16 protein-coding genes and 1 tRNA gene are annotated in these 24,366 nt (G+C 71.3%); 11 read left to right on the forward strand and 6 right to left on the reverse strand.

Going from position 1 to position 24,366, the window contains the following annotated elements:
• Positions 1–28 precede the first annotated feature (28 nt).
• The 4 genes from HNR07_RS06000 to HNR07_RS06015 form a co-directional block, all read right to left on the reverse strand.
• Positions 29–778 (reverse strand): hypothetical protein, encoded by a 750-nt coding sequence (locus tag HNR07_RS06000; protein WP_184362962.1) that lies wholly within the window; start codon positions 776–778, stop codon positions 29–31.
• The gene (locus tag HNR07_RS06005) at positions 775–3,807 is read right to left on the reverse strand and encodes an SNF2-related protein (RefSeq protein WP_184362965.1); all 3,033 of its coding nucleotides are present in this window, start codon (positions 3,805–3,807) and stop codon (positions 775–777) included. Before HNR07_RS06005 ends, HNR07_RS06000 begins: the two co-directional genes overlap by 4 nt.
• Positions 3,808–3,927: 120 nt before the next feature.
• Positions 3,928–5,325 carry an MFS transporter gene (locus tag HNR07_RS06010; RefSeq protein WP_184362968.1) on the reverse strand — a complete coding sequence of 466 codons (1,398 nt, stop codon included), beginning with the start codon at positions 5,323–5,325 and terminating at the stop codon, positions 3,928–3,930.
• Positions 5,326–5,334: 9 nt separating this feature from the next.
• Positions 5,335–6,174, reverse strand: coding sequence for a glycerophosphodiester phosphodiesterase (locus HNR07_RS06015; protein WP_184362971.1), 840 nt, complete (start codon positions 6,172–6,174; stop codon positions 5,335–5,337).
• A 226-nt stretch (positions 6,175–6,400) separates the two neighbouring features.
• Here HNR07_RS06015 and HNR07_RS06020 point away from each other — a divergent pair, with 226 nt between their 5' ends.
• From HNR07_RS06020 to HNR07_RS06045, 6 genes are all read left to right on the forward strand, one after another.
• Positions 6,401–8,299 (forward strand): S9 family peptidase, encoded by a 1,899-nt coding sequence (locus HNR07_RS06020; RefSeq protein ID WP_184362974.1) that lies wholly within the window; start codon positions 6,401–6,403, stop codon positions 8,297–8,299.
• A 490-nt stretch (positions 8,300–8,789) separates the two neighbouring features.
• Positions 8,790–9,815: a C40 family peptidase gene (locus HNR07_RS06025; RefSeq protein WP_184362977.1), complete on the forward strand. Its 1,026-nt coding sequence runs from the start codon at positions 8,790–8,792 to the stop codon at positions 9,813–9,815.
• Between the two features lie 92 nt (positions 9,816–9,907).
• The gene (locus HNR07_RS06030; RefSeq protein WP_184362979.1) at positions 9,908–10,078 is read left to right on the forward strand and encodes a hypothetical protein; all 171 of its coding nucleotides are present in this window, start codon (positions 9,908–9,910) and stop codon (positions 10,076–10,078) included.
• 88 nt (positions 10,079–10,166) lie between these two features.
• Positions 10,167–11,228, forward strand: coding sequence for an MFS transporter (locus tag HNR07_RS06035; RefSeq protein WP_184362982.1), 1,062 nt, complete (start codon positions 10,167–10,169; stop codon positions 11,226–11,228).
• A gap of 134 nt (positions 11,229–11,362) precedes the next feature.
• On the forward strand, positions 11,363–13,057 hold the full coding sequence (locus HNR07_RS06040) for a glycosyltransferase (RefSeq protein ID WP_312893628.1): 1,695 nt from the start codon (positions 11,363–11,365) through the stop codon (positions 13,055–13,057).
• Positions 13,058–13,476: 419 nt separating this feature from the next.
• Positions 13,477–14,379, forward strand: coding sequence for a transposase (locus HNR07_RS06045; RefSeq protein WP_246420142.1), 903 nt, complete (start codon positions 13,477–13,479; stop codon positions 14,377–14,379).
• A 250-nt stretch (positions 14,380–14,629) separates the two neighbouring features.
• Here HNR07_RS06045 and pstS read toward each other — a convergent pair whose 3' ends face one another.
• Positions 14,630–15,769, reverse strand: coding sequence for a phosphate ABC transporter substrate-binding protein PstS (gene pstS / locus HNR07_RS06050; protein ID WP_184362988.1), 1,140 nt, complete (start codon positions 15,767–15,769; stop codon positions 14,630–14,632).
• 322 nt (positions 15,770–16,091) lie between these two features.
• Between pstS and treY the strand changes: the two genes are divergently transcribed.
• The 4 genes from treY to mgtE all read left to right on the forward strand — a co-directional run bounded on the left by treY (position 16,092) and on the right by mgtE (position 21,264).
• On the forward strand, positions 16,092–18,443 hold the full coding sequence (treY, locus tag HNR07_RS06055; protein WP_184362990.1) for a malto-oligosyltrehalose synthase: 2,352 nt from the start codon (positions 16,092–16,094) through the stop codon (positions 18,441–18,443).
• Positions 18,444–18,546: 103 nt separating this feature from the next.
• Positions 18,547–19,395 carry a putative RNA methyltransferase gene (locus tag HNR07_RS06060; protein WP_376769971.1) on the forward strand — a complete coding sequence of 283 codons (849 nt, stop codon included), beginning with the start codon at positions 18,547–18,549 and terminating at the stop codon, positions 19,393–19,395.
• An 18-nt stretch (positions 19,396–19,413) separates the two neighbouring features.
• Positions 19,414–19,488 (forward strand) — tRNA-Arg (locus HNR07_RS06065).
• Between the two features lie 450 nt (positions 19,489–19,938).
• Positions 19,939–21,264 carry a magnesium transporter gene (gene mgtE / locus HNR07_RS06070; protein ID WP_184362997.1) on the forward strand — a complete coding sequence of 442 codons (1,326 nt, stop codon included), beginning with the start codon at positions 19,939–19,941 and terminating at the stop codon, positions 21,262–21,264.
• A gap of 172 nt (positions 21,265–21,436) precedes the next feature.
• On the opposite strand, the gene HNR07_RS06075 is transcribed toward mgtE, so the two are convergent.
• Positions 21,437–21,583, reverse strand: a complete 147-nt coding sequence (locus HNR07_RS06075) for a hypothetical protein (RefSeq protein ID WP_246420144.1) — start codon at positions 21,581–21,583, stop codon at positions 21,437–21,439.
• A gap of 1,010 nt (positions 21,584–22,593) precedes the next feature.
• On the opposite strand from HNR07_RS06075, the gene treZ reads away from it, so the two are divergent.
• Entirely contained in the window at positions 22,594–24,363 is a 1,770-nt protein-coding gene (treZ, locus tag HNR07_RS06080) for a malto-oligosyltrehalose trehalohydrolase (RefSeq protein WP_184363000.1), read from the forward strand.
• Positions 24,364–24,366 lie beyond the last annotated feature (3 nt).

Raw genomic sequence — 24,366 nt, forward strand, 5'->3', positions numbered from 1 at the left:
TTTTCCACAAGAAAACCAAGCGGATACTTCACGGGTCCTCTTCGCGTGTCGAAAAGGGCTTCTCGGAACGGTCGAAACCGGGCAGGTGATCGGCGACATGGCCTGGCGCTGCGGCCCTGACGCGGTCCGCGGTGTCCGCGGGCAGGAGCGGTGGAGGGGGAGGTTCGGGGGTTGACCAGAAGGCCGCCGGGGAAAGGGGATCCGCTGTTTGTGCCTGGGCGGCTAAAACGCCATCGCCAGCTCCGGGGTGTTCTTCGGAAAGACGTGTGGGGTGATCGTCGGCCAAAGCCGCTTCTCGAGCCGAAGGTCCCTTTGTTCCGGAGGGGAGGTCCCTGACCAGTTCCACCAGCGTCCGCCGTTCACGGCCCGCCCAGCGGGTCAGGACGAAGGGGTCGCGGTCGGCCTCGGCGCCCAGCGCGGCGGCGGTCGCCAACAGGTGCGCGCACCGCCCCCGCCAGTGGTCACAGGAGCAGGTCGCCACCAGTGCGCCCCAGCCGCGCGGCACCAGGTCCAGGCCGAGCAGCCCGAACACCCGGGCCGCGGCGTCGGGCAGTTCACCGGAGAGCAGCCGTGCCCGGAACAGCGGCTGCGAGGCCAGCGCCGCGCATACCCGGACCCACTCCTCGTCGGCCCACACCGCGCGGATCAGGCTCACCTCGTGCCCCCGCACCCGGGCGAGCACCTCGCCGGGCCGCACCGAGAACCGTTCCACGGCGGCGGCGCCCGGGCGCTCACCGGGACCGCCCAAGGCCTCGCCGACCAGCTCCGACCAGCTCATCCCGACACCGCCTCCGGCGCCAACCGCACCACCTCGCGCAGATCCTCCACCGACAGTGCGCCGAGCCACTGTTCCCCGGTGGCCACCGCGCCGTCGGCCAGCGCGCTCTTGCGTTCGATCATCTCGTCGACCCGTTCCTCCACCGTGCCCACACACACCAGCTTGCGCACCTGCACGTCCCGGCGCTGTCCGATCCGGAAGGCGCGGTCGGTGGCCTGGTTCTCCACCGCCGGGTTCCACCACCGGTCCACGTGCACGACGTGGTTGGCCGCGGTCAGGTTCAGCCCGGTCCCGGCCGCCTTCAACGACAGCAGGAACACCACCGGACCCGACACCGCCTGGAAGTGATCGGTCATCCGCTCGCGGTCGGCCCGGGACGTGCCGCCGTGCAGCCACAGCACCGGAACTCCCAGCCTGGAACGCAGGTAGGGCGCCAGCCTCTCGCCCCAGCGCGCGTACTGCGTGAAGCACAGCGCCTTGTCGCCCTCGGCCACGGCCTCGCCCAGGATCGACTCCAGCCGGTCGAGCTTGCCGGACCTGCCCGACAGCACCGAGCCGTCTCCCAGGAACTGGGCCGGATGGTTGCAGATCTGCTTGAGCCGCGACATGGTCGCCAGCACCAGCCCCTTGCGCTCCTTCTCGTCCGCCTCGGCCATGCGCTCGGCCATGTCGTCCACCACCGCCTTGTACAGCGAGGCCTGCTCGGGGGTGAGCGTGCACCAGGTGCGCATCTCCTGCTTCTCCGGCAGGTCCGCGATGATCGAGCGATCGGTCTTGAGGCGGCGCAGCACGAACGGACCGGTCAGCCGACGCACCAGGTCGGTGCCCTCTCCCGCGCCCTCCTCGGCCTCGGCCCGGTCGGCCACCGCGCGCTGGAAGTCGGCCGCCGTGCCCAGCAGCCCGGGGTTGGCGAACTCCATCACCGACCACAGCTCGCCCAGGTTGTTCTCCACCGGGGTGCCGGTGAGCGCGATCCTGGTCGCCGCGGGCAGCGAGCGCACCGCCCGTGCCTGCCGGGTGGAGTGGTTCTTCAGCGCCTGGGCCTCGTCGCAGACCACTCGGTGCCAGGGCATCCCCGAGAGCTCGTCCGCATCCCGGGCCACCACCCCGTAGGTGGTGACCACCAGGTCGCAGGCGCCCACGATCCGGGCCAGGTCGTTGCCGCTCGGCCGGTCCGGGCCGTGCTGGACGTGCACCCGCAGCCCCGGAGCGAACTTCTCCGCCTCGCGCCGCCAGTTGCCCACCAGGGAGACCGGGCACACCAGCAGGGTGGGCCCGGGAGCGGGGGCCTGCGCGCGTTCGTCGGTGAGCAGGGCCAGCAGCTGCACGGTCTTGCCGAGCCCCATGTCGTCGGCGAGCACCGCGCCCAGCCCCAGCTCGCCCAGGAACCGCAGCCAGGCCGAACCCCGGTCCTGGTAGGGGCGCAGCTTCCCCTCGAAACCGGGCGGGGTGCCCATGGGGCGGGGTCCGGCCTTGGCCCCGCCGTCGAGCAGGGCGCCCAGCGGGCCGTCCGCCACCACGTCCGCCACCGGCAGCGGGGTCTGCGCGGCCCCGATCGCCGCGCGCAGCGCCTCCTCGCGGCGCATCCGCCCGCGTCCGCCGCCGCTGCGGCGCATCAGTTCCAGGGCGGCCTCGACCCGTTCGGGGTCCATCTCCATCCACCGGCCGCGCACCCGCACCAGGGAGCGCTTGAGCCGGGCCAGCTCGGCGAGCTCGTCCAGCTCTTCGGCGGCCAGGGGCTCGCCGGAGCCGGGACCGCGCAGCAGCGCTTCGAAGGAGACGTCCACGAGGTCGGTGGGGCCGACACCGCCGCGCCCGCGCTTCTTCGGCTCCTCCTTCACCGTCATCCGCAGTTCGAGGGCGCCGCGCCCGCTCCACTCGGGCAGGACCACCCCGAACCCCGCCGAGGTCAGCCGGGCCGCGGCACCGCCCACGAAGGCTTGTGCCCCCGCGGTGTCCAGGGTGAGCCGGGCCGGTGCCAGGTCTCCCAGGGCCCGCCGGAGGGCGGGCAGGTGGCGTACGGCGCGGCGCAGGTCGGCCAGGGCGGTGGTGCCCACGTCCTCGGGCAGCCAGGCGGCGCCCTCGCCGAGCCAGACCCGTTCCAGGGGGAGGCGCAGACCGGGGTCGGTGGTGGAGCGTACCCAGAACTCCACGGTCCAGGGACGGGGGCCGCCCCGGGAACTCTCGGGTTCGGGCTCGCGCAGTACGAACAGCAGCTGGGCCCGGCCGCCGCCGCGCACCCGGGAGCGCCATTGGCGCAGGGGGCCGCGCAGCGCCTGGGCGGTGCCGTCGTCCACCCGGGTGCGCTGCCCGGTGAGCGCGTCCGCCAGCCGTGCGGCGGGTGTGGTTTCGGGGTCGTGGGCCGTGCCCGGGTCGCCCGCGTCGGCACCGGCGCTGGGGGAGTGCCGCTTCGGGGCGGTGGCCAGACGGCGGGCGGCGGCGTCGGTGAGCAGCTCCAGCGGGGCCAGCACGCAGACGCGGGCGGCATCGCCCCGTTCGCGCGGATCCAGGTGGGCGGTGGCCGCGGCGGGCAGGGTTTCGGTGAGCGCCGCCAGGTGGGACTCGGCGGTGTCCAGCGGGGCGGGCCGCCAGCGGGCGTGGGGCGGCTGTCCGACCAGGTCGGGCAGGACGCCCCCGGCCAGGACGAGCCGTTCGGCGAAGGCGTGTACCGCCCGCAGGTGGGTCAGGGCGGGGCCCGCTGTGACGGGGAGGCCGTCGAGCACGGTGAGCAGGGTGTCGGCCTGGGCCGCGGACAGCGCCAGAGACGGCACCCGCCAGGGCCGGAGCACGGCGGGCGCCGTGTCGGTGGAGTCGGAGGGCGCGGGGGAGGCCGCGGTGCCGGGCAGGACGAGCACCGACGCGGCGCCGTCGGGGGATCCGGGCACGATCCCGGCCTTGGCGGCTACCCCGCGCAGCTCCGCAAGGCTTGCGGCGAAGGGGTGCGCCCCCGCCAGGGCTTCACCGTCGTGTTCGCCCTCGCCCCAGAGCACCAGTGTGTCCCTGGACCACACCCCGTGCAGAACCCGCACCACACCTCCCGTGGAGAAAAAGCGAACGTCGTCGGCCCCAAGTATCGCGGGGGCCGACGACGTTTTCGCACGTGCGGGTCGGGAGCGCGAGAGCGCGGGGATCCCGGACCGGAGCGCGGATCAGAGGTTGGCGGGCACCTTGTTGCCGACCGCCTCGATCCCCTCCTTGAGGTTGGTGCGCCACAGCAGGATCCCGCCGATGACGAAGAACACCACCAGGGAGAAGATCGCGGTGCGGAACCCGCCGGTCAGGTTGACCACCAGGGTGATCGAGGCGGCGCCCAGCAGCACCGAGCCCCGGTCGGCCAGCTGGAAGAGGCTGAAGTACTCCGCTTCGCGGCCGCGCGGGATGAGCAGCGAGTACAGTGCCCGGGCCAGCGACTGGGTGCCGCCCAGGACCATGCCGATGCCCGCGCCCAGCAGTAGGAACAGCACCGGGTCGCCCGGCGGAAGGTAGTAGCCGCAGGTGACCAGCCCGCACCAGACGACCAGGCTGGCGAGCACGGTGTTCTTGGTGCCGAAGCGGCGGCCGATCCAGCCCATCAGCAGCGCGCCCGCGAAGGCGACGAACTGGATGAGCAGGATGGTGGCGCTCAGGACCGCCAGGGACAGGCCCAGGTCCTGGCTGGCGAAGCTGCCCGCGAAGTAGATGACGGCCTGGATGCCGTTGTTGAACAGCACGAACGCGATCAGGAACAGCAGGGTGTTGCGGTACTTGCCCATCTCGCGCAGGGTGCGCCAGTACTGCTTCAGCGAGGCGCCCAGCTTGGGCGGTCCGGGTTCGGCGGCGAGTTTGCCGTAGCGGTTGCGCAGCACGCGGATGCCGACGATCGAGAACAGCAGCCACCACACGCCCACCGAAGCGAAGGCGATGCGTACGGCGTGGCCTTCGTCGATGCCCAGGGCGTCGGTGGAGGCCAGCAGCCCCATGTGCGCGGCCAGCAGGAGTCCGCCCCCCAGGTAGGCCATCGCCCACCCGGTCACCGACACGCGGTTGCGTTCGTCGGCGGTGGCGATCTCCGGCAGGAAGGCGTTGAACACCACCAGTGACATGCCGTAGAAGGTGTTGCCCAGGATGAACAGCAGCACCACGAGCTGGTAGTCGCTGGTGAAGTACATCGCGCTCACGCACAGCGAGCCCAGGGTGGCGAGCGCGAGCAGCCAGCTCTTCTTGTGCTGGGTGTGGTCGGCCAGCGCCCCCACGACGGGCAGCATCACCAGCAGGATGAGCCCGGCGACCGTGGTCACCAGGGGGTGCAGCGAGTTCGGGTGCACGCTGAACCACTCGACCCCGAGCGGGTAGAGCGCCAGGCCGGGCTGGGTGCAGTCACCGCCCGCTCCGGCCTCGGCGCAGGCCAGCCCGGACAGGTAGGGGCCGATGAGCACGGTGACCACCGAGGTGATGAACACCTGGTTGGCCCAGTCGTAGGTGTACCAGCCGCGCTGCTCGCGCCTGCGCTGCCGCGGATCGGTCGACGGTGAGTTGTCCGCTACCGGGGGAGAGGGTGTGGAGGCCATGTGAGGGGGCTATCCGTTCTTCGGGGTTCTCGTGCTGCCCGGGGTCCTGCCCTGCCGCCCGCCCTGGTTCCAGCGGCCGCGGCGGCGGAGCACCTCGCGCAGGCCGGCGGTGTTGTCGGTGACGATGCCGTCCACACCCGCGTCGAGCAGGCGCTCCATCACCTCGGTCTCGTTGATGGTCCACACGTGGACCTGCATGCCGAGCCGGTGGGCGGTGCGGATCACGTCCCGGCTGAGCAGCGGGAAACCGTTGTGGCTCAGCGGGATCTGGGCGCACACGGGGGCGCGGCTGGCGGCGGGGCGCAGGATCGGCGACAGCGAGGCCAACCGGAGCCGGGCCACGTCCACCGGGCCGCAGGAGGTGGCCACGCGGGGCCCGTACAGGTGGCGGGCCCGGTCCAGGCGGTCCTGGTCGAAGGAGCCCACGCACACCCGGTCCCAGGCGTTGGTGCGGCGGAGCACCTCCAGCAGCGGCAGGACGGCGCCGTCGGCCTTGAGGTCGATGTTGAAGCGGGCCTCGGGCCAGGCGGCGAGCAGGTCCTCCAGCAGGGGGACCGGTTCCTTGCCCGCGACCCTGGCGCGGGCTACCTCCCGGTAGGGCAGCGCGCGGATGGCGCCGTCCCGGTCGGTGGTGCGGCCCAGGGTGTCGTCGTGGAAGGCCATGAGCACGCCGTCGCTGGTGGCGTGCACGTCCGTCTCCAGGTACGTGTAGCCGAGGTCGACGGCGTGTTGGAAGGCCACCGCCGTGTTCTCCAACTCGGTGCGGCGCACGCCCTGGTCGTCGGTGAGCCACCCGCCCCGGTGGGCGAGGGCGACAGGCACGGGGGAGGAAAGGTACGCGTGAGTCACACTCTGAAGTATGACGGTTCCCGGGCGGGTGCTGTTCGTCCCCGCCGCGCTGTGCCGAACCGCCCCTGGTAGTGCCCGAAAAGTCTGAAAGGTATAGATGCGTCCGGTCGGGCGTCGATAGGGTCCGGATGTGATGTCCCTCGCCGGGGCTACTCCGGCCAGGGGCACCTCCGTAGCCAAGGGAAGGAGACGGCGGACCGCGCCACCGCGTGGCCGCCACTCGTGTATGAAACCCGCTGACATCGCTCACCTGCACAGCATCAGCGCACCGTCACTGTCCCCCGACGGTGACCGGGCGGTCTTCGCCGTGACCCGGCCGGACCTGGAGGAGGACGCCTACCTCGGCTCCCTGTGGAGTGTGCCCACCGACGGCTCCGAACAGCCCCGCAAGCTCACCCGCGGTGACCGGGACAACGCGCCCGCCTACTCGCCCGACGGCCGCTGGATCGCGTTCCTGCGCCCCGACGAGGACAAGCGCCCCCAGATCCACGTCCTGCCCGCCGACGGCGGCGAGCCGTGGAAGATCACCGACCACCCCCTCGGGGCGGGCGCCTTCAGCTGGAGCCCCGACTCCGCCCGCCTGGCCTACAACGCGCGGGTCCCCGAGGAGAAGCGTTATGTGGACGGCACGCCGGACCAGGAGCCGCCGCGCCGGATCACCGCGCTGAAGTACCGGGTCGACAACCTCGGCTTCACCAACGACCGGCGCCAGCACGTCTTCGTGAGCGCGCCCATCGACCCGTCGGGCGAGGCCGGGGAGCCGGTCCAGGTCACCGACGGGGACTACGACCACGGTCGGCCGGTCTGGACTCCGGACGGCACCGCCCTGGTGTTCGAGGCGGCTCTGCACGAGGGCCGTGACACCGACCTGGCCAGTGACGTGTGGGCCTGCGCCCCCGAGGCCGGGGCCGAGCCGCGCCGGATCACCCGGGGCGTGCTGTCCGTGGGGGCGGTGAGCCTGTCCGAGGACGGCGCGACCGTGTATTTCCTGGGTGACGAACTGGGCCCGGAGCTCGTCGACTTCGCGGGCCGGGTGACCGGTCTGTGGTCGGTGCCCTTCGACGGATCGGAGGAGCCCCGGCGCATGACCGCCACCGAGGACCCCCGGCTGGGAGTAGGCCCGCAGTCGACAGCGCGGGGCGTGCTGGTCGCGGGTGAGAACCGGGGCGCGGTCGAGCTGTACCTGATCAGCCCCGGTGGGGTGCGCACCACCCTGCTGGGCGGCCATGTGGAGGTCCAGGGCTTCGACCACGCGGGCGGTGTCACCGTCGCGGTGGCCAGCGGGGTGCACGACAGCGGTGAGCTGTACGTGATCACCGAGGACGGTACCCGTGCGCTGACCTCCTTCGCCGATGAGGCGCTGAGCCCGCTGACGCCGACCGAGCTGACCACCCGCACCGCGGACGGCAACGAGGTCCACGGCTGGCTGGTGGTGCCCGAGGGCGAGGGCCCGCACCCGGTGGTGCTCATGATCCACGGCGGCCCCTTCGCCCAGTACGGCTGGCAGCTCTTCGACGAGACCCAGGTCTACGCGGCGGCCGGGTACGCGGTCCTCTACTGCAACCCTCGCGGTTCGTCGGGCTACGGGCAGGAGCACGGGCGGGCGGTCATCGGTTCTGTGGGCGCGGTCACCTCCGTCGACGTCCTGGCCTTCCTGGACAAGGCGCTCGAGGACGACCGTCTGGACGCCTCCCGGGTGGGTGTCATGGGCGGCTCGCACGGCGGGTTCATGACCTCGTGGATCGCCGCCCACCACGGTGAGCGCTTCCGCGCGGCCATCAGCGAGCGCGCGGTCAACGCGATCGAGAGCTTCCACGGGGCGTCCGACATCGGCTTCTTCTTCCCGGAGCCGTTGTACGGTCCGCCGCAGAACTGGGCCAAGGAGAGCCCGCTCACCTATGCGGACCAGATCGACAAGCCGTTCCTGATCATCCACTCCGAACAGGACTGGCGCTGCCCGCTGGAACAGGCACAGCGCCAGTACGTGGCGCTCAAGCGGCGCGGGCACGAGACCGAGATGCTGCTGTTCCCGGGTGAGGGGCACGAGCTGTCGCGTTCGGGCCTGCCCAGCCACCGGGTGGCCCGGTTCGAGGCGGTTCTGGACTGGTGGGCCCGCTACCTGTGACCTCGGGTCGGTGAGGCCGAGGGGCCGGGGCCATCGCTGCCCGGCCCCTTCCCTCCTTTGATGTGATACGCATCACGGTCAAGTCGGTGCTTGGTGTGGTTTTGGTGCCATCTGGTCGGGAACGAACATTCGCCACCCGCGCCCACGGCGGGTTTCCCGGGCGTGACGCGCTCCGCGCGCGGCGGGCGGGTTGCCCACCGGGAAGTAACGAAAGGGTCGCGTGCGGTCCAAGGGATGAATTAGTGTTCCCCCAGGTCGGAACGCCCCAGTTCGTCGCCACCAGGGTGACAGCGTCCGGCTTGCCGTTGCACTCTGCTCAACAGCTGTCCTTTTCCCATGAGCAGAGGCCGTCACAACGCCCGGTGTCTTCTCGCGACCCTTCTCGTCGCCGCCGGATCCCCCTCGCCGCGCATCCCCGCGCCGTCCCTCGGTGTGCCTTCGGGATGCCCAAGTGCCGGTAAACGGGTGTGGGAGAAAGGCAGTCGGTGCTTTGACTCGCAACCCCGAACCCACGCGTCGTATGACCACGGTCGGCTTCGTCGCCCTCGGCGCCGTGATGCTGTCCTCCGGTGTGGCGCTGGCCGACCCGACCGAGTCGGAGGCCCGTGAGCGCTACGAGGAGCTCCAGGAGGAGCTTTCGGAGCTGAACGCGGTCTACAACGAGGCCCAGGAGGACCACGCGGCGGCCGAGGCCGAGCTGGAAGACCTCCAGGAGCAGCTGGAGCAGGCCCAGCAGGAACTGGAAGCCAAGTCCGGCCAGATCTCGGTGATCGTGCAGGGCGCCTACACCGGTGCCACCCACAACCCGATGGACGTCCTGTTCGGCGGTGACGCCGACAGCGCACTGCAGAACATCGCCGACCTCGACTTCATCTCCGAGGGCCAGCAGACGACCCTGGCCGACTACGTGACCGAGGTCGACCACACCGAGCAGCTCCACAGCGCCGCCGAGGCCACCGAGCAGGCCGCGGCCGAGTCCCTGGAGGCAGCCGAAGCGGCCGTGACCCGGAGCGAGACCGCCCTGGAGGAGCAGGCCGAGGTCCTGGAGAGCCTGGGCGGGGTCGACCCCACCGCGGGGGAGGCCACCGAGGCCGCCGACGACAACGGCGCGGCCGGTGCCGGCGCCTCCTCCGGCGGCACCGCGGCCGTCTCCGGTAACGTCCAGGCCGTCCTGGACTTCGCCCGCGCCCAGATCGGCAAGCCCTATGTGTGGGGCGGCACCGGCCCGAACGGCTACGACTGCTCCGGCCTGACCCAGGCCGCCTGGGCCCAGGCCGGGGTGAGCCTGCCGCGCACCACCTACGACCAGGTCAACGCGGGGACCCCGGTCTCGCGCGACCAGCTCCAGCCCGGCGACCTGCTGTTCTTCTACAGTGTCTCGGCCCCGAGCCACGTGGGCATCTACTCCGGCAACGGCAACATGATCCACGGCTCGAACCCGTCGAAGCCGCTGGAAGAGGTCAACCTGGCCGCGTACTGGGACGGTGTCTTCACCAGCGCGGTCCGCCCGGGCTAACCGACCCGGGTCATCTGCCCCCGGCCCGCATCCGGTGCGTGGAGTGCGGGCCGGGGTTCCACCAGTGGAGAAGGCCGCGTATTCTTCGGCGCATGGGACGTCTTCTGCTCAGGGTCGCTGCGGGTGTCGCGGCCGTTATCGCCCTCTTCTGGCTGCTGTCGGTGATCATCGGCCTGCTGGTGTGGGTCGTCATGATCGCCCTGGTCGTCGGGGTCGTCTTCCTCGGCGTCCGGATGCTCGATTCGGAGTCCTCCGGCCGCTGACCGCTGCCCGGATGTGCAGGAGGCAGGGTTTTCAGGAGATACGGGCGGCCACGGAGTCCACGGCCGCCCGTAGCGCTGTCCGAAACAGATGCGGTCTAGGCGCTCCGTACCCGATGACCAGCGCAGCCCTGTCGTCGCCGACGCCTTCCCGAAAGGCGGAGATCCCCTCCACGGCCAGACCGCGTCCGGCGGCCTCGGCGCACACGTCTTCCTCCTCGTCTACCTGGGCGCGGACGGGCCTTGGCCGTACGCGGTGGGCGCCGTGGGTTTCGTGGTGGCCCAGACCGGGCTCGGCGCGGCCCGGCACGCCCTGGTCGCGGCGCAGGCGGCCCCCGAGCGCAGGGTGGCCGCCCGGGCGCTCATGCACACGCTGCTCAACGCCGGGATGGGCGCGGGCACGGTGGTCGGCGCCCTGGTGATGGCGCTGGACGTGCGGGCGGGCTATCTGGCCCTGTACGGTGCGGGCGCGCTGGTGGCGTTCGGCTGTGCTGTGCTTCTGGCCGGGCTGCCCAGCGAGCTCGACCGGCGCGGTGGCCAAGCCCGAGACCGGCGGGTGCTGGCCGCGCTGGCCGACGGTCGCCTGGTCGCCGTCACCGCGCTGACCTCGCTTCTGCAGTTGAGCATGCCCGTGCTGTCCGTGGTGCTGCTGCTCTGGCTGGCCACCCGCACCCAGGTCCCGATCTGGGTGGTGGCGGTGGCGCTGGGGCTCAACACCGTTCTGGTGCTCCTGGCGCAACGGCCGTGGTCGGCACGGGTGGACTCGGACGCCTCGGCGGCCCGTTCGGCCTGGGTGGCCGCTGCGGTCCTGCCGGTGGCCTGCGTGATGTTCGGTGCCGGGGCACTCGGTGGCCCGGGCGCGGCGGCGGCCGTCGTACTGGCGGGCATCGTCCTGCTCACCCTGGGTGAGGTCGCGGTCGGCCCGCCCGCCTGGCACCTGGCGCTGCGCGAGGCGCCGGTCGAGCTCCAGGGCCGGTACCAGTCGGTGTTCGGCATGGCGGGTGCCCTGGCGCGCATCCTGGGCTCGGCGCTGGTACTGCCCCTGATCCTGTTCGCCGGTATCGCGGGCTGGGCGGTCCTGGGGGCGGTGATGTCGGCTGCCGCCGCCGGGTTGGCCCTGCTGGCCCGGCGCTCCTGTAGGGCGTCGCGGTGACGAGGCTTCGGGCGCGCCACGCGGATCCAGCGGGGCGGAACTCACTCTCTGTGGGGAAACATCGCTATAGTGACTCTGTGTCACTGAATAAGCACGTAGGGTCTCATGTTGACGGGGTGTCGCACCGTGGCCGGGTGGAACGGGTCACCGCCCGCGTCTTCCGCAACGACTGGAGCGCGCTGACACCCCCCGCCACCGGACGCTGGACGCCGGAGCTCAGCGTCAGCGTCATCATCCCCGCCCGCGGCGGCCAGGACCGGCTGAACCTGGCCCTGGCCTCGCTGTCCGCCCAGACCTACCCCGAGCAGCTCTTCGAGGTCGTGGTCGTCGACGACCACTCCGTGCCCGCCCTGACACTCCCCGAACACCGACCACGGCGCTGCCGAGTGGTCAGTGCGCCCGACGGCGGCTGGGGCGCCGGATACGCCCGCGCCTACGGCGCGCACTCCAGTACCGGCGACATCCTGATGTGGATGGACGCCGACATGATCGCCTGCCCCGAGTTCGTCGAGGCCCAGGCCCGCTGGCACCACGTCCACGCCGAGTGCGTCACCCTCGGCCGCGTCCGCTTCTCCGCCACCGAACCCCGAGGGCCCGAGGAGCTCCTGGCCGCTGCCCGCTCCGGCGACCTGTACCGCGACCTGGACACCGGAGGGCGCCACAACTGGATCGAGCGCCTCCTCGCCCAGAGCGACTACCTGCGCGACGCCGACCACCTCGGCTTCCACGCCTACCTGGGTGCCGCGGCCGCCGTGCGGCGCAGCCTCTACGAGGCCGCCGGGGGTGTGGACCCCGACCTGGACCTGGGGCAGGACACCGAGTTCGGCTACCGGCTCTGGCAGGCCGGGGCCGTCATGGTCCCCGAGCGCGCCGCCACCGCCTGGCACGTGGGCCCGGCCTCGACCGCCCGCACCCGCCTACCCTCGGAACGCTTCCGTACCGAGGTCCTGGCCGAACTCATGCCGCACCCGCACGCCTATCGCGAACGGGTCCCCGAACCGCGCCGTCGCACCCCGCTGGTGCACGCCGTGGTGGACGTGTCCGGAGCTCCCTACAACTTGGTCCGCGGCTGTGTGGATCGGCTGTTGGGCGGAACCGAGACCGATCTGACCGTGACCCTGGTCGCCGACTGGGAGGGCGTCGAGGCGGCCGCCGGGGGATGCGAGGGACCGAAGCTCGACCTGCGCCTGGTTCAGGCCAACTACCTGCGCGAACCCCGAATCTCCTTCGCCTCCGCCGCGCCCAGGACCGGCTTCCCCTCACCCTTCCTCCTCCAGGTCCCGGTCGCCTGGGGGGTGGGCGAACTGGCCCTGTCCCGCCTGCTGGCCAGCGCCGAACGCGCCCGGGCCGGGCTCACCGAACTCTTCCTCGCGGCCTCGCCCACCCGCGACGCCGGGGTCCGGCTGTGGCGCACCCGTGCCCTGGCCCGCGCCATGCGGGTGTGCGGGGACGAGGAGGACCTGGCCGACGTGGTCGCCGAGCTGCACGGCCGCTACCGGATCCACGGTGGCGAGGGCACGCTCATCGACCTCACCCTGCACCGTTCGGTCCCGCCTCCGCCCCGCGCGGCACTCAGGTCGGAGAACTCTGAACGGGCCGTGCCGGGCACCGAGGGTGTCCGGCACGAGGGCGCCCGATCCGAGGAGAACGGTTTCACGCGGGGCTCTGTCGAAGGCGCTGACGAAAGTGCCGATCAGGAGGCACGGCCGCGGCGGCGGGGACTGCGCGCCCGGCTGCGTTCACTGTGGCACCGCGCCTGCCGGGCCTGCGGGCGGGAGATGCCCGACGAGGCGGACGGGCAGAGCCGGACCTGGGGGTCCGACCGCTGACGGGCAGGTGGGGGTTGTGAGCTGTTCCGTGGTTCATCGACGAACATCTACTCCTGATCATCGCGGATCACCGCCGTGCGTGCCCGCCGAGACCAAGGGTGGAGACCTGGGCCCTCGGCCCGGGGAGAAAAGGTCGGCGGGTTGTCGTATTCGGCGCGCACGCCCCCGACCGGCCCGCCAGCGTTTGATCTCGAACACCTGAGCGACCAGTGTCGGGGAGGGGGTGAACCCTGTGAACACGACCATCGAACCGCACCCCGAGCAGCAGCCAGAACCTGAGAAGAAGCAGAAGAAGCGGGTCAGGCGAGGGTTCGAGCCCCGCCCCGGGCACGTGGTCCAGGCGTTCGTGTTCGCTCTGGACCCCGGAGCCCGAACCGAGCAGCGGTCGCGCTCGCACTGCGGGGCTGCTCGGGCGGCCTATGCCTGGGCTATCTCCCACGTGCTCGCCTCTTGGGAGCAGCGCAGGGCCGAGGCCTCCTACGGCATCGCCGAGGACGACCTCACCCCCCTGGCGTTCGTGGTCGCTGCCGAGCCCGCGCAAGGCGTTCAACGCGACCAAGCACACCGACCCCAGGTTCGCCGGGTGGTGGGCGGAGCACTCCAAGGTGGCCTACAACACCGGCCTGGCCAGCGCGGCCGCGGCGTTCGACGCCTACACCCAGTCCAAACGGGGCGAACGCCAGGGCCCCGGATGGGCAAGCCGCGCCGTAAGCCCAAGCATCGCTCCCTGCTGGCCTGCCGGTTCACCACCGGGGCCATCCGGTTGGAGGGCGAACCTACGCGAGGACGCCCTCCACCAGCTCACCACCAGCCTGGCCCGGGAGTACGGGACGGTGGCGGTGGAGGATCTGAACGTGGCCGGGATGGTCAGGAACCGGCGTCTGGCCCAACATATCGCCGACGCCGGTTTCGGCCAGATCCGCCGTCAGCTGGACTACAAGTCCCGCTGGGGTGGTGGGTGTTTGATCGTGGCGGACCGGTGGTTCGCCAGCAGTAAGACCTGCTCGGGGTGCGGCGCGGTGAAAGCCAAGCTGGGCCTGCACGTCCGGGGGTTCGACTGCGACGCGTGTCCCCTGGTGTTGGACCGGGACGTCAACGCCGCACGCAACCTCGCCCAACTGGCGCAGAGCATGAGTAATACCGGTACCGGAGTGGCCGGAGACCGGGGAGCGCGAGCTCCGAAACCCCGTGGAGCCGACCGTAGGACCCGCACCACCCGCCCTGGTCGTAAGACCGGGGTGGGGCGGGCTGGTGGTGCGACACCGCGCAAGCGGAAGGAAGCGGGAGACCGTCCTCGGGGCACCCAACCGAGGTTGTGGTGACACCAGCACGGACCTTCCGGGCAGAAATGTTCGGGATGCCGATGTTAGACGACAGACCCAGCAACGGAAGACACCGACCACTGCGGGCGGACCCCGCCACGCAGCACGGCACGCGCCGGGAGAACAGCACCGAGCGCGACGCGGTCAGTGCGTAAGGTACTCGATCGCAAGCGTGAAACGGGCGCGCCACCGCTGTGACGCGCCCGAAGATCCTGCCTCCGGCGGGTGATTCACCCCCGCCGGAGCCGCATCAGGAACCGATCGCCTCGATGGAGGCCAGCAGCTCGGCGCGCAGGGCGTCGTTGACCGGGGTCGAGTCGGTCTCCTCGGAGACCTCGGCCTGGCCCTCCTCGCTCACCACGTACTTCAGGAACGCCTTGACCCGCTCGGCCTCCTTCTCCTCCGGGTAGTCCAGGCACACCGTCTCGTAGCTGACCAGCACCATCGGGTAGCTGCCCGGCTCGGTGGTGCCGTAGTCCAGCTCCAGGGCCAGGTCGAACTCGTTGGTGTTCTCCTCGCGGCGCGGGGAGTCTGCCACGACCCTGGCGGCCGCTTCGGGGGAGATGTCGACGAACTCCCCGCCCACGCCGATGCTCGCGGTCGACAGACCGTGCAGGTGGGACATCTCCACGTATCCGATGGCGCCCTCGGCCCGCGAGACCGTGTCGGCGATACCGCTGTTGCCCTGCGCGGACTCACGCGGGGTGATCGGCCACTGCCCGTCGGACTCGTGCGGCCAGGAGTCGGGGGCGGCCTCGGCCAGGTACTGGGTGAAGTTCTTCGTCGTGCCGGAGTCGTCGGCCCGGTTGACCGGTGTGATCGCCAGGTCCGGCAGGTCCAGTTCGGGGTTGTCCTCGGCGATCTCCGGATCGTCCCAGCGGGTGATGTCCTGGCCGAAGATCCGCGCCAGGGTGTCCGGGCGCAGGTTGAGCTGCTCGACGCCCTCCAGGTTGAACACCACCGCGATCGCCACGATGTAGGCGGGCAGGTTGATGGTGTCGGAGCCGTCGCAACGCGCCAGGGCGTCGGCGTTCTCCTCGGGATCCATCGCCGCGTCGGTTCCGGCGAAGGTCACCGCACCGTCGATGAACTGGTTGCGGCCACCGCCCGAACCGATCGAGTCGTAGTAGATGCGCGCGTCATCGCAGGCCGACTGGTAGCCCGCGATCCACGTCGTCATCGCGTTCTCCTGCGCGCTGGACCCGGAGCCGTGCAGGCTGCCCGAGAAGCACTCCAGGTCGTCGGGGACGGCCGGGCCCGAGCCCTGGACGGCGTCGTCGCTGCCACAGGCCGTGGTCGCCAGCAGAAGCCCGGCCAGCGCGGCCGAGGCCGCACCCCGGTAGGCGCTCGAGCGGTCCTTGGTGCGGGTGTGCTTGTTGGACGGGAGCACGCTGCTTCTATCCCCTTCGTCGGTGTCGGTGGTCCTCATTGTCTTCGGCGCTCGCCACCTGTTTCCGGCGCGTTGTCGCTGGTAATGGAACACCGCCGAAGAATTTAACCATTACCGGACGACCTTCCCCAACGCGGGTGTGTGCGGAACCGGACGCGTCCGTGGCGCACCGGGGGACGTCAGGTGGACAGCAGGTGAACGAGGAGTTTTCCGCCGGTGAAGGTTGCCGGGAGGGTCGGCCGGCGGCGGGTCGGAGACGGTCGCGCACGAGTGGCCCGGCCCATGCATGACACGCCGAACCGGCGGGCACGGACCCTGCGTGATGAGTGCGCACACTATCTCCGCGAACGGCCCCCAGCCGCCCACGTCGACCTACCGGCTGCAGCTACGACCCGGTTTCGGCTTGGCCGAGGCGGCCGATCTGCTCGACCACCTGCACCGGCTGGGGGTGGGTGCCGTGTACCTGTCACCGATCCTCACCGCGACCCCGGGCTCCGACCACGGCTACGACGTGGCCGATCCCACACGGGTCTCCGAGGCGCTGGGCGGGGAACGGGCCCACGCCGACCTCGCCGCACGCGCGCACGCCCTCGGCATGGGGGTGGTCGTCGACATCGTGCCCAACCACATGTCCGTGGCCCGCCCCGACGCCAACCCCTGGTGGTGGGACGTCCTCGAACACGGCCGCGACTCCGTCTACGCGCGCTGCTTCGACGTGGACTTCGACTCCGGACCCGTCCTGGTGCCGGTCCTGGGCGACGACGGCGACGACGGACGCGCGGCCCTGGGCGAGCTCACCCTAGCCGACGGCCACCTGGTCTACTTCGACAAACGCTTCCCCCTGGCCCCGGGCACCTTCACCCCCGGCGACAGCGCGGCCCAGGTGCACGAACGCCAGCACTACCGGCTGGTCTCCTGGCGGCGCGGCGACAGCCAACTCAACTACCGCCGCTTCTTCGACGTCGACCACCTCGCCGCCGTACGGGTCGAGGAGCCCGGGGTCTTCGACGCCGCCCACGCCGAGATCCTGCGCTGGGCCGAGGAGGGCCGCGCCGACGGGCTGCGGGTGGACCACGTCGACGGACTCAGCGACCCCGGCGGCTACCTGCGCCGCCTCGCCGAACGCTTCCCCGGATGGATCGTGGTCGAGAAGATCCTCGCCCCCGGCGAGACCCTGCCCGCCTCCTGGCCGGTCGCCGGAACCACCGGCTACGACGCCCTGCGCACCGTCTGCGGGGTCTTCGTCGACCCCGACGCCGAACCCGTCCTGACCGCCCTGGCCCGCGAACACGGAGTGCCCACCGACATCGCCGCCGTCGACCACCAGGCCCGCTCACACGCCGCCAACGAACTGCTGCGCGCCGAGGTGCGCCGGATCGCCGCGCTGCTGCCCGCATCGGAGCACACCGAGGAGGCCGTGGCCGAACTCCTCGCCTCCTTCGACGTCTACCGGTCCTACCTGCCCGAGGCCGAACCCGCCTGGGCGCGCGCGGTGCGCACCGCCGCCGAACGCCGCCCCGACCTGGAGGCGACCCTCAAGACCCTCGACCGCACCGTCCGCGAGGACCCGCACGGCGAACTCGCCCGCCGCGTCCAGCAGACCAGCGGCATGGTCGTGGCCATGGGTACCGAGAACACCGCCTTCTACCGCAACACCCGCTACACGGCGCTCAACGAGGTGGGCGGCGACCCCGCGGAGTTCGGGGTGGGCGTGTCCGCCTTCCACGAGGCCAACCTGCACCGCGAGGCGGCCGAACCGCACACCATGACCGCGCTGTCCACCCACGACACCAAACGCTCCGAGGACGTGCGCGCCCGCCTGGCGGTGCTCTCCGAGATCCCCGGAGACTTCGCCGATGCCGTGCGCCGCTGGAGCGCACGGGTCCCGCTGCCCGAACCGTCACTGGACCTGCTCGGCTGGCAGACCCTCCTGGGCGCCTGGCCGATCAGCGACGAGCGCCTGGTGGAGTACCTGCTCAAAGCCGCCAGGGAGGCCCGCCTGGGCACCTCCTGGACCGCACAGGACCCCGACTTCGAGGACCGTATCCGCGCCTGGCCCGGACAGCTGCGCGCCGACGCCGACCTGTACGCCGAGATCAGGGCGGTGGCCGAGTCCCTGGACCGGCCGGGGTGGAGCAACTCCCTGGGCCAGAAGGCCGTCCAACTGCTGGGCCCGGGCGTGCCCGACGTCTACCAGGGCACCGAACTGTGGGACCTGTCCCTGGTCGACCCGGACAACCGCAGGCCGGTCGACCACGGCAGGCGCGCCGAACTCCTGGACCGGATCGAGCGGGGCTGGCGCCCGCCGGTGGACGCCAGCGGAGCCGCCAAACTCCACCTGGTCCGCACCTGCCTGCGCGCCCGCGCCGAACTGCGCCCCAGCGGCTACCTGCCGCTGGCCGCCGAGGGGGCCGGCGCCGAACACGCCCTGGCCTTCGCCCGCACCGCCCGGGGTTCGCGCGAACCCGCGCTGGCGGTGGTGGCCACCCGGCTGCCGGTGACCCTGGCCGACGCGGGCGGCTGGGGTGAGACGGTACTGCCGCTGCCGCCGGGGGAGTGGACCGACCGCCTCACCGGCCGCACCCTGGCGCCTGAGCGCATGGACGGCCTGGTCACCGCCCATCTGGCCGAGCTGCTCGACCGCTACCCGGTGGCGGTCCTGGTCAGGAGGTGAGTACCGGGGTCGGTGCCGGTGAGCGGTGCGGGTGGGCGCCGGTAGGCTGACCGCGATCATGACGAACACCCGTACCGGTACCCACAGCGGCCCCGAGCTGCGTATGCCCGCCTCCGTCGCGGCCGCCCTGACCTGTCCTGTCTGCGGGAACCCCCTGATACAGGGGCCGCGCGGGCTCTCCTGCGCGAGCGGGCACAGCTTCAACATCGCCCGCGAGGGCTACGCGGGCCTGCTCACCGGGGCGACCCCGCCCGGGGCCGGGGACAGCAAGGACATGGTCGCCGCCCGCCTGCGCTTCCAGGCCGAGGGGCACTACGACCCCATCGGCCTGGCCCTGGCGGAGCAGCTCGCGGCCGGGGGCGCGGCCGGGTTCGCGAACGGGGGCGTCATCGTCGACGTGGGCGGCGGCACCGGCCACTACCTGAACCAGGTCCTGGACCGGATCCCCGAGGCGGTCGGCCTCACCACCGACGTCTCCAAGTTCGCCGCCCGCAAGGCCGCCAGGGCCCATCCCCGCAGCGGAGCCGTCACCGCCGACTCCTGGCGCCGCCTGCCCCTGGCCGACGACACCGCCGACGCGCTGCTCAACGTCTTCGCCCCGCGCAACGCCGCCGAGTTCCACCGCGTCCTCAAAGCCGGGGGCGTCCTGCTGGTCGTCACCCCGGCCGCCGACCACCTCGCCGAACCCCGCGAGGCGCTGGGCCTGCTGGACGTGGACCCCCGCAAGGACGAGCGCCTGGCCGAGGGGCTCAAGGACCACTTCGCCCTGGAGTCGGGCCGGGACCTGCGCTTCACCATGGAACTCGCGCACGAGGACGTCCTGACCGTGGTGGGCATGGGCCCCAGCGCCCGCCACGTCACGCCGGGGGAACTGCGCAACCGCATCGGGGAACTTCCCGACCCAGTCGCCGTCACCGCCTCCGTCCGCCTCCAGACCTACCGGGCTAGGTAGGGGAGGAGGGCGTGTTCTGCGCCCTGTCAGGGAAGATGAGACATCGGACTTCTAATCCGACGGTCGCAGGTTCGAATCCTGCCGGGTGCGCCACAAAACCCCAGTTCAGATCGGGTGCGTGAGGGCCTCGGGAGAGGCCCTCACGGCGTTTTCGGGGCTTGTGTGCTCCTCGTGTGCTCCCCAGTACAAGGTGAGTGCCGGTGGGGCGACCTCCCGGAGTGCTTTACCGGGGCCTGACCTCGTCCCGCGAACAGAGTGTGTCCTGCAGCAGCCCACCAGAGCACCATCAGTCCGCACCACACAAACAGTAGGAGCCGCGCCTCGACTTTCCCTTCTCCCGTTCGCAGCGTTTCCAAGCCACCGGTGAGCGGAGCGGTACACCCGTGCCAAACCAAGGCAAGCCCTCCAGCACCAGAACGAATCGAGCGCACTCGACCGAGGTGTGGTTTCCGGGTCGGCAGCCGGGCACCCTTACAGGGGATTCGCCCTCAACTGGCGCTCCTGTCAAGATGGCCGCCGCCGCGACGACGGAGGAGAGCAACCGTGGACGGACTGCGAGAGCTGACCCGGGACAAGGACCTGGGAGCGCTCAGGAACTGGCTCGGCGAGCACGGCACACTCGACATCGCCGAGGGGCTGACCAGGGTCCCCCCGGCTGAACGGGCTATCGCCTTCCGGCTCTTGGCGAAGGACCGTGCCCTGGCGGTCTTCGAGGCGCTGGAGCCCCTCTACCAGCAGGAGCTGTTGGATGGGCTGCGCGATGCCCAGGTGAGGTCACTCGTCGAGGAGATGGAGCCGGATGACCGGGTTCGCCTGTTCGACGAGATGCCCGCCACCGTCGTCACGCGGATCCAGGCCGGGCTGAGCCCCAGTGAACGTGAGGCCACCGCGTCACTGCTCGGCTACCCGACCGAATCGGCGGGGCGCGTGATGACGCCCTCCTTCGTGAGCGTGCGCTCGTCCATGACCGCCGCTGACGCGTTGTCCAAGGTCCGTCGCGCCGACGTGGATCCGGCCGTGTTGCACGTCCTGCCGGTCACCGACGACCAGCGTCGTTTGAAGGGCATGGTGGACCTGCGTCATCTGGTCTCCGCGCCCTCCTCCACCCGTATCGGTGACCTGGTGGGCGGGGAGGTGTACTCGGTGACGGCTGGCACCGACCAGGAAGAAGCGGCACGCCTGATGCGTACCGCCGATCTGGTGGAGCTGCCGGTGGTCGACGCCGAGGACCGTCTGCTCGGCGTCATCACGGTCGACGACGCGATGCGGGTACTGGATGAGGAGATGACCGAGGACCTCGCCCGTACGGGTGGTTCCGAACCTCTGGGGCGCCCCTACCTGGGCTCCAGTGCCTTCCATCTGGCACGCAAGCGGGCCGTGTGGTTGCTGTTGCTGGGCGTTGCGGCCGTGCTGACGGTCAACGTGCTGGCCGCTTTCGAGGGCACCCTGGAATCGGTGGTGGCGCTGGCCCTGTTCATTCCGTTGCTGATCGACACTGGGGGGAACTCCGGGTCCCAGGCCGCCACGGTCGTCATCCGTGCGATGTCGGTGGGCGAGGTGCGTTTCCGGGACCTGCCCACGGTCGTGTGGCGTGAGGCCAGGGTTGGGTTCATGCTGGGCCTGATGCTGGCGGTGGTCGCTTTCCCAGCCGTGTGGCTGTTCTTCGATGTGCAGTTCGCCACCATCATCGCTTCCACGATCGCGGTGATCTGTCTGTGGGCCTCCTTCGTCGGAGGCCTGCTCCCCATGCTGGCCCAGCGGGTGGGGATCGACCCGGCCGTGGTCTCCGCCCCCCTGATCACCACACTCATCGACGCGACCGGACTGATCCTCTACTTCATGATCGCCATGGCGGTACTGGGTTTGTGAACGTTCCGTGTCACAGGAGGGCACTCGATGCCAGTTGGACATCTCCTCGAGGAGCAGCAACCTCTCGACTCGAAGAACACAGCAGGTGTCCCGTTAGGTGAGGCTCATGTGTGCGTACGCGTCCGCTGCCCAAGAAGGTCGAGAGACCCTGATGAGGTAATCCCAGCGAGTTTCATGTCAGGCGCCCGTGTTCGAAGTGCGTGAGGACGAGGGCGGCTCTGGCGATGTCCCCGATCTTGCTGGGGCTGGTGGTGATGTGCTGTAGCAGCCGCCACCGCTGGGTGAGCAGTGCGAACCCGCGCTCGCCCAGACAGTGCATACCCCGTTGGAGCGTGTTGAGGGTGCGGTCGTCCAGAGCCAGCGGCGGCCCGTCGGCCGGCGATCGCGCCCTGCTCCGCCATCCAGTCCCAACAGGTCGGCCCCAGACGCGCCATCCACGCCAGGGCCGCTCGGGCACGTCGTTCCCGCGCGCGAGGGGTTCGGCCGGTCGCGGCACGCAGCAGGGGGAAGGTGGTGTTGTCCCAGGCGTCGCAGAGGGCTCTGATGGTTTCCCGGTCGAAGGTGCGTGCGTCGCGGGCGGCGTCGGCGATCTGGTGCAGGGAGCGGCCCAGCAGGGCGCCCAACGCGGCCAAGGACGGTTCGGCGGGGTCAGGGGGTGCGCTCATAACCGAGAACCCTGGCACAAGACCACGGTGGGTACATCAGTCGGTGGTACAGGAAGGAACCACGCTCTCGCGCACCAGCGGGAACAATTCACGGGTACCTTGCGAGGTGTCATCGGACGCCGTCAACACCCGTGTGTGCTCCGTTGGTGCTCCGCAGTTTTGCACCGGGACGTCACCGGGCGGCACGACGTGGCACAGGGCGGCATCCTGATTCGGATGGTGCGGGACACAACGGCACGAAGTGACACGTGGCGGAACCCGGGCGCCGCTTCTAATCCGACGGTCGCAGCTTCGAATCCTGCCGAGTGCGCCACAAAACCCCAGGCCACAGCCTTAGCAGATCAGGGGCCAGCAAGGTCGCCCTGCCGGTAAGTCCAGGGCGGGGCCGAAGTGGGACCAGGTCTTCCACCCCTGCCTCGTCCATACCCGAGCCTGCAGGCTCTGTCGGCACCCCGCGGCGTCAGCCACGAAGACCAGCTAGTCGTCTCCTGCGCGGTCAGCAACGAGGCACCACGCCGACTGGCTACCTGCTGCTCCAAGTTCAGCGACGGCCCGCTCTCTTGAGTGACGGGAGGCGATCCCGCGGGCCGCTGAAGGGGTGCGGTGACGCAAGGTTCGGTCCCGGTGCACCCGGGGTAGGCCACCCCGCGTGAACGAATTGGCGATGGAATCGACCCTGTCCAGCTCACCCGGCCGGGGGGTCCGCGGGGACTTCTCCGTGTGGGCTCCCCGGGCCCGCCGCGTACGGGTCCGCGTCGACGGGACCGACCACCCCATGGAACGCGCCCCCGACGGCTGGTGGCACGCCCGGGTGGCGGGCGCCGGACCGGGCTCGGACTACGCCTACCTCCTCGACGAGGATCCCCAGCCCCTGCCCGACCCGCGCTCCCTGCACCAACCCGAGGGGGTGCACGCACCCAGCCGGGTGTACGACCACGCCGCCCACGCCTGGGCGGACGGCGACTGGACCGGGCGCCCGCTCGCCGGAGGCGTGGTCTACGAACTCCACGTCGGTACCTTCACCCCCGAGGGCACCCTGGACTCCGCCGTCGACCGCCTCGACCACCTGGTCGACCTCGGTGTCACCCACGTGGAGCTGATGCCGCTCAACGCCTTCGACGGCACCCACGGCTGGGGTTACGACGGCGTCCTGTGGGCCGCAGTCCACGAACCCTACGGCGGCCCCGACGCGCTCAAGGTGTTCGTCGACGCCTGCCACCGCCGGGGCCTCGCGGTCCTGCTGGACGTGGTCTACAACCACCTCGGCCCCTCCGGCGCCTACCTGCCGCGCTTCGGTCCCTACTTCTCCGGAGAGAACGCCTGGGGGCCCTCGCTCAACCTGGACGGCCCCGATTCCGACCCCGTCCGGCGACTGGTCGTCGACGGCGCCCTGGACTGGCTGCGCCACTACCACCTGGACGGACTCCGCCTGGACGCGGTGCACGCCCTGCGCGACGACCGGGCCGCGCCGATCCTCGCCGAGCTCTCCGCCGACGTCGACGCCCTGTCCGCCGGCCTGGGCCGCCCGCTCGCCCTGGTCGCGGAGTCCGACCGCAACGACCCGCGCACCGTCCTGCCCCGGGAGGCGGGCGGGCTCGGGATGAGCGCACAGTGGTCCGACGACCTCCACCACGCCCTGCACGTCGCCCTCACCGGCGAGAAACACGGCTACTACGCCGACTTCGACGGCCCCCAGGTGCTCGCCGAGACCCTGCGGCGCGTCTTCTGGCACGAGGGCACGTTCTCCACCTTCCGCGGCAGGAGGCACGGGGCCCGGGTGGACACCGCACTGATCCCGGGCAGCCGCTTCCTCGGCTACCTCAGCACCCACGACCAGATCGGCAACCGGGCCCGCGGCGACCGCATGGGCGAGCACCTCTCACCCGGCCTGCTCACCTGCGGCGCCGCCCTCGTCCTGTGCTCGCCCTACACCCCGATGATCTTCATGGGGGAGGAGTGGGGGGCCACCACCCCCTGGCCGTTCTTCGCCTCGTTCACCGACCCCGAACTCGTCGAGGGGGTGCGCCGGGGCCGCCGCCGCGAGTTCGCCGCCCTGGGCTGGGCCGAGGAGGACATCCCCGACCCCATGGACCCGGCCACCCGCGACAGCGCGGTCCTGGACTGGTCCGAGCCCGAGCACGAGTCCCGAAAACCGGTCCTGGACACCTACCGCGCCCTGATCGCCCTGCGCCGGGCCGAACCCGAACTCTGCGACCCGCGCCTGGACCGGTTCGCCGTCAGCTCCAGCCAGGACGGCCGCACGCTGGTGCTGACCCGCGGTTCGCTGCGCCTGGTCTGCAACCTCGGCCTCGAAGAGACTCGGACGGAACTGGAGGCGGCACCCCGGGAGCTCCTGCTCGCCAGCGGCGTCCCGAGAGTGGACGGCACCGCGGTCAGCGTCGCGGGGGAGTCCTTCGCGGTGCTGCGGGTGTGAGGT

It is taken from the genome of Nocardiopsis metallicus (genome assembly GCF_014201115.1).
In the GTDB taxonomy this organism is placed as follows: Bacteria; Actinomycetota; Actinomycetes; order Streptosporangiales; family Streptosporangiaceae; genus Nocardiopsis; species Nocardiopsis metallicus.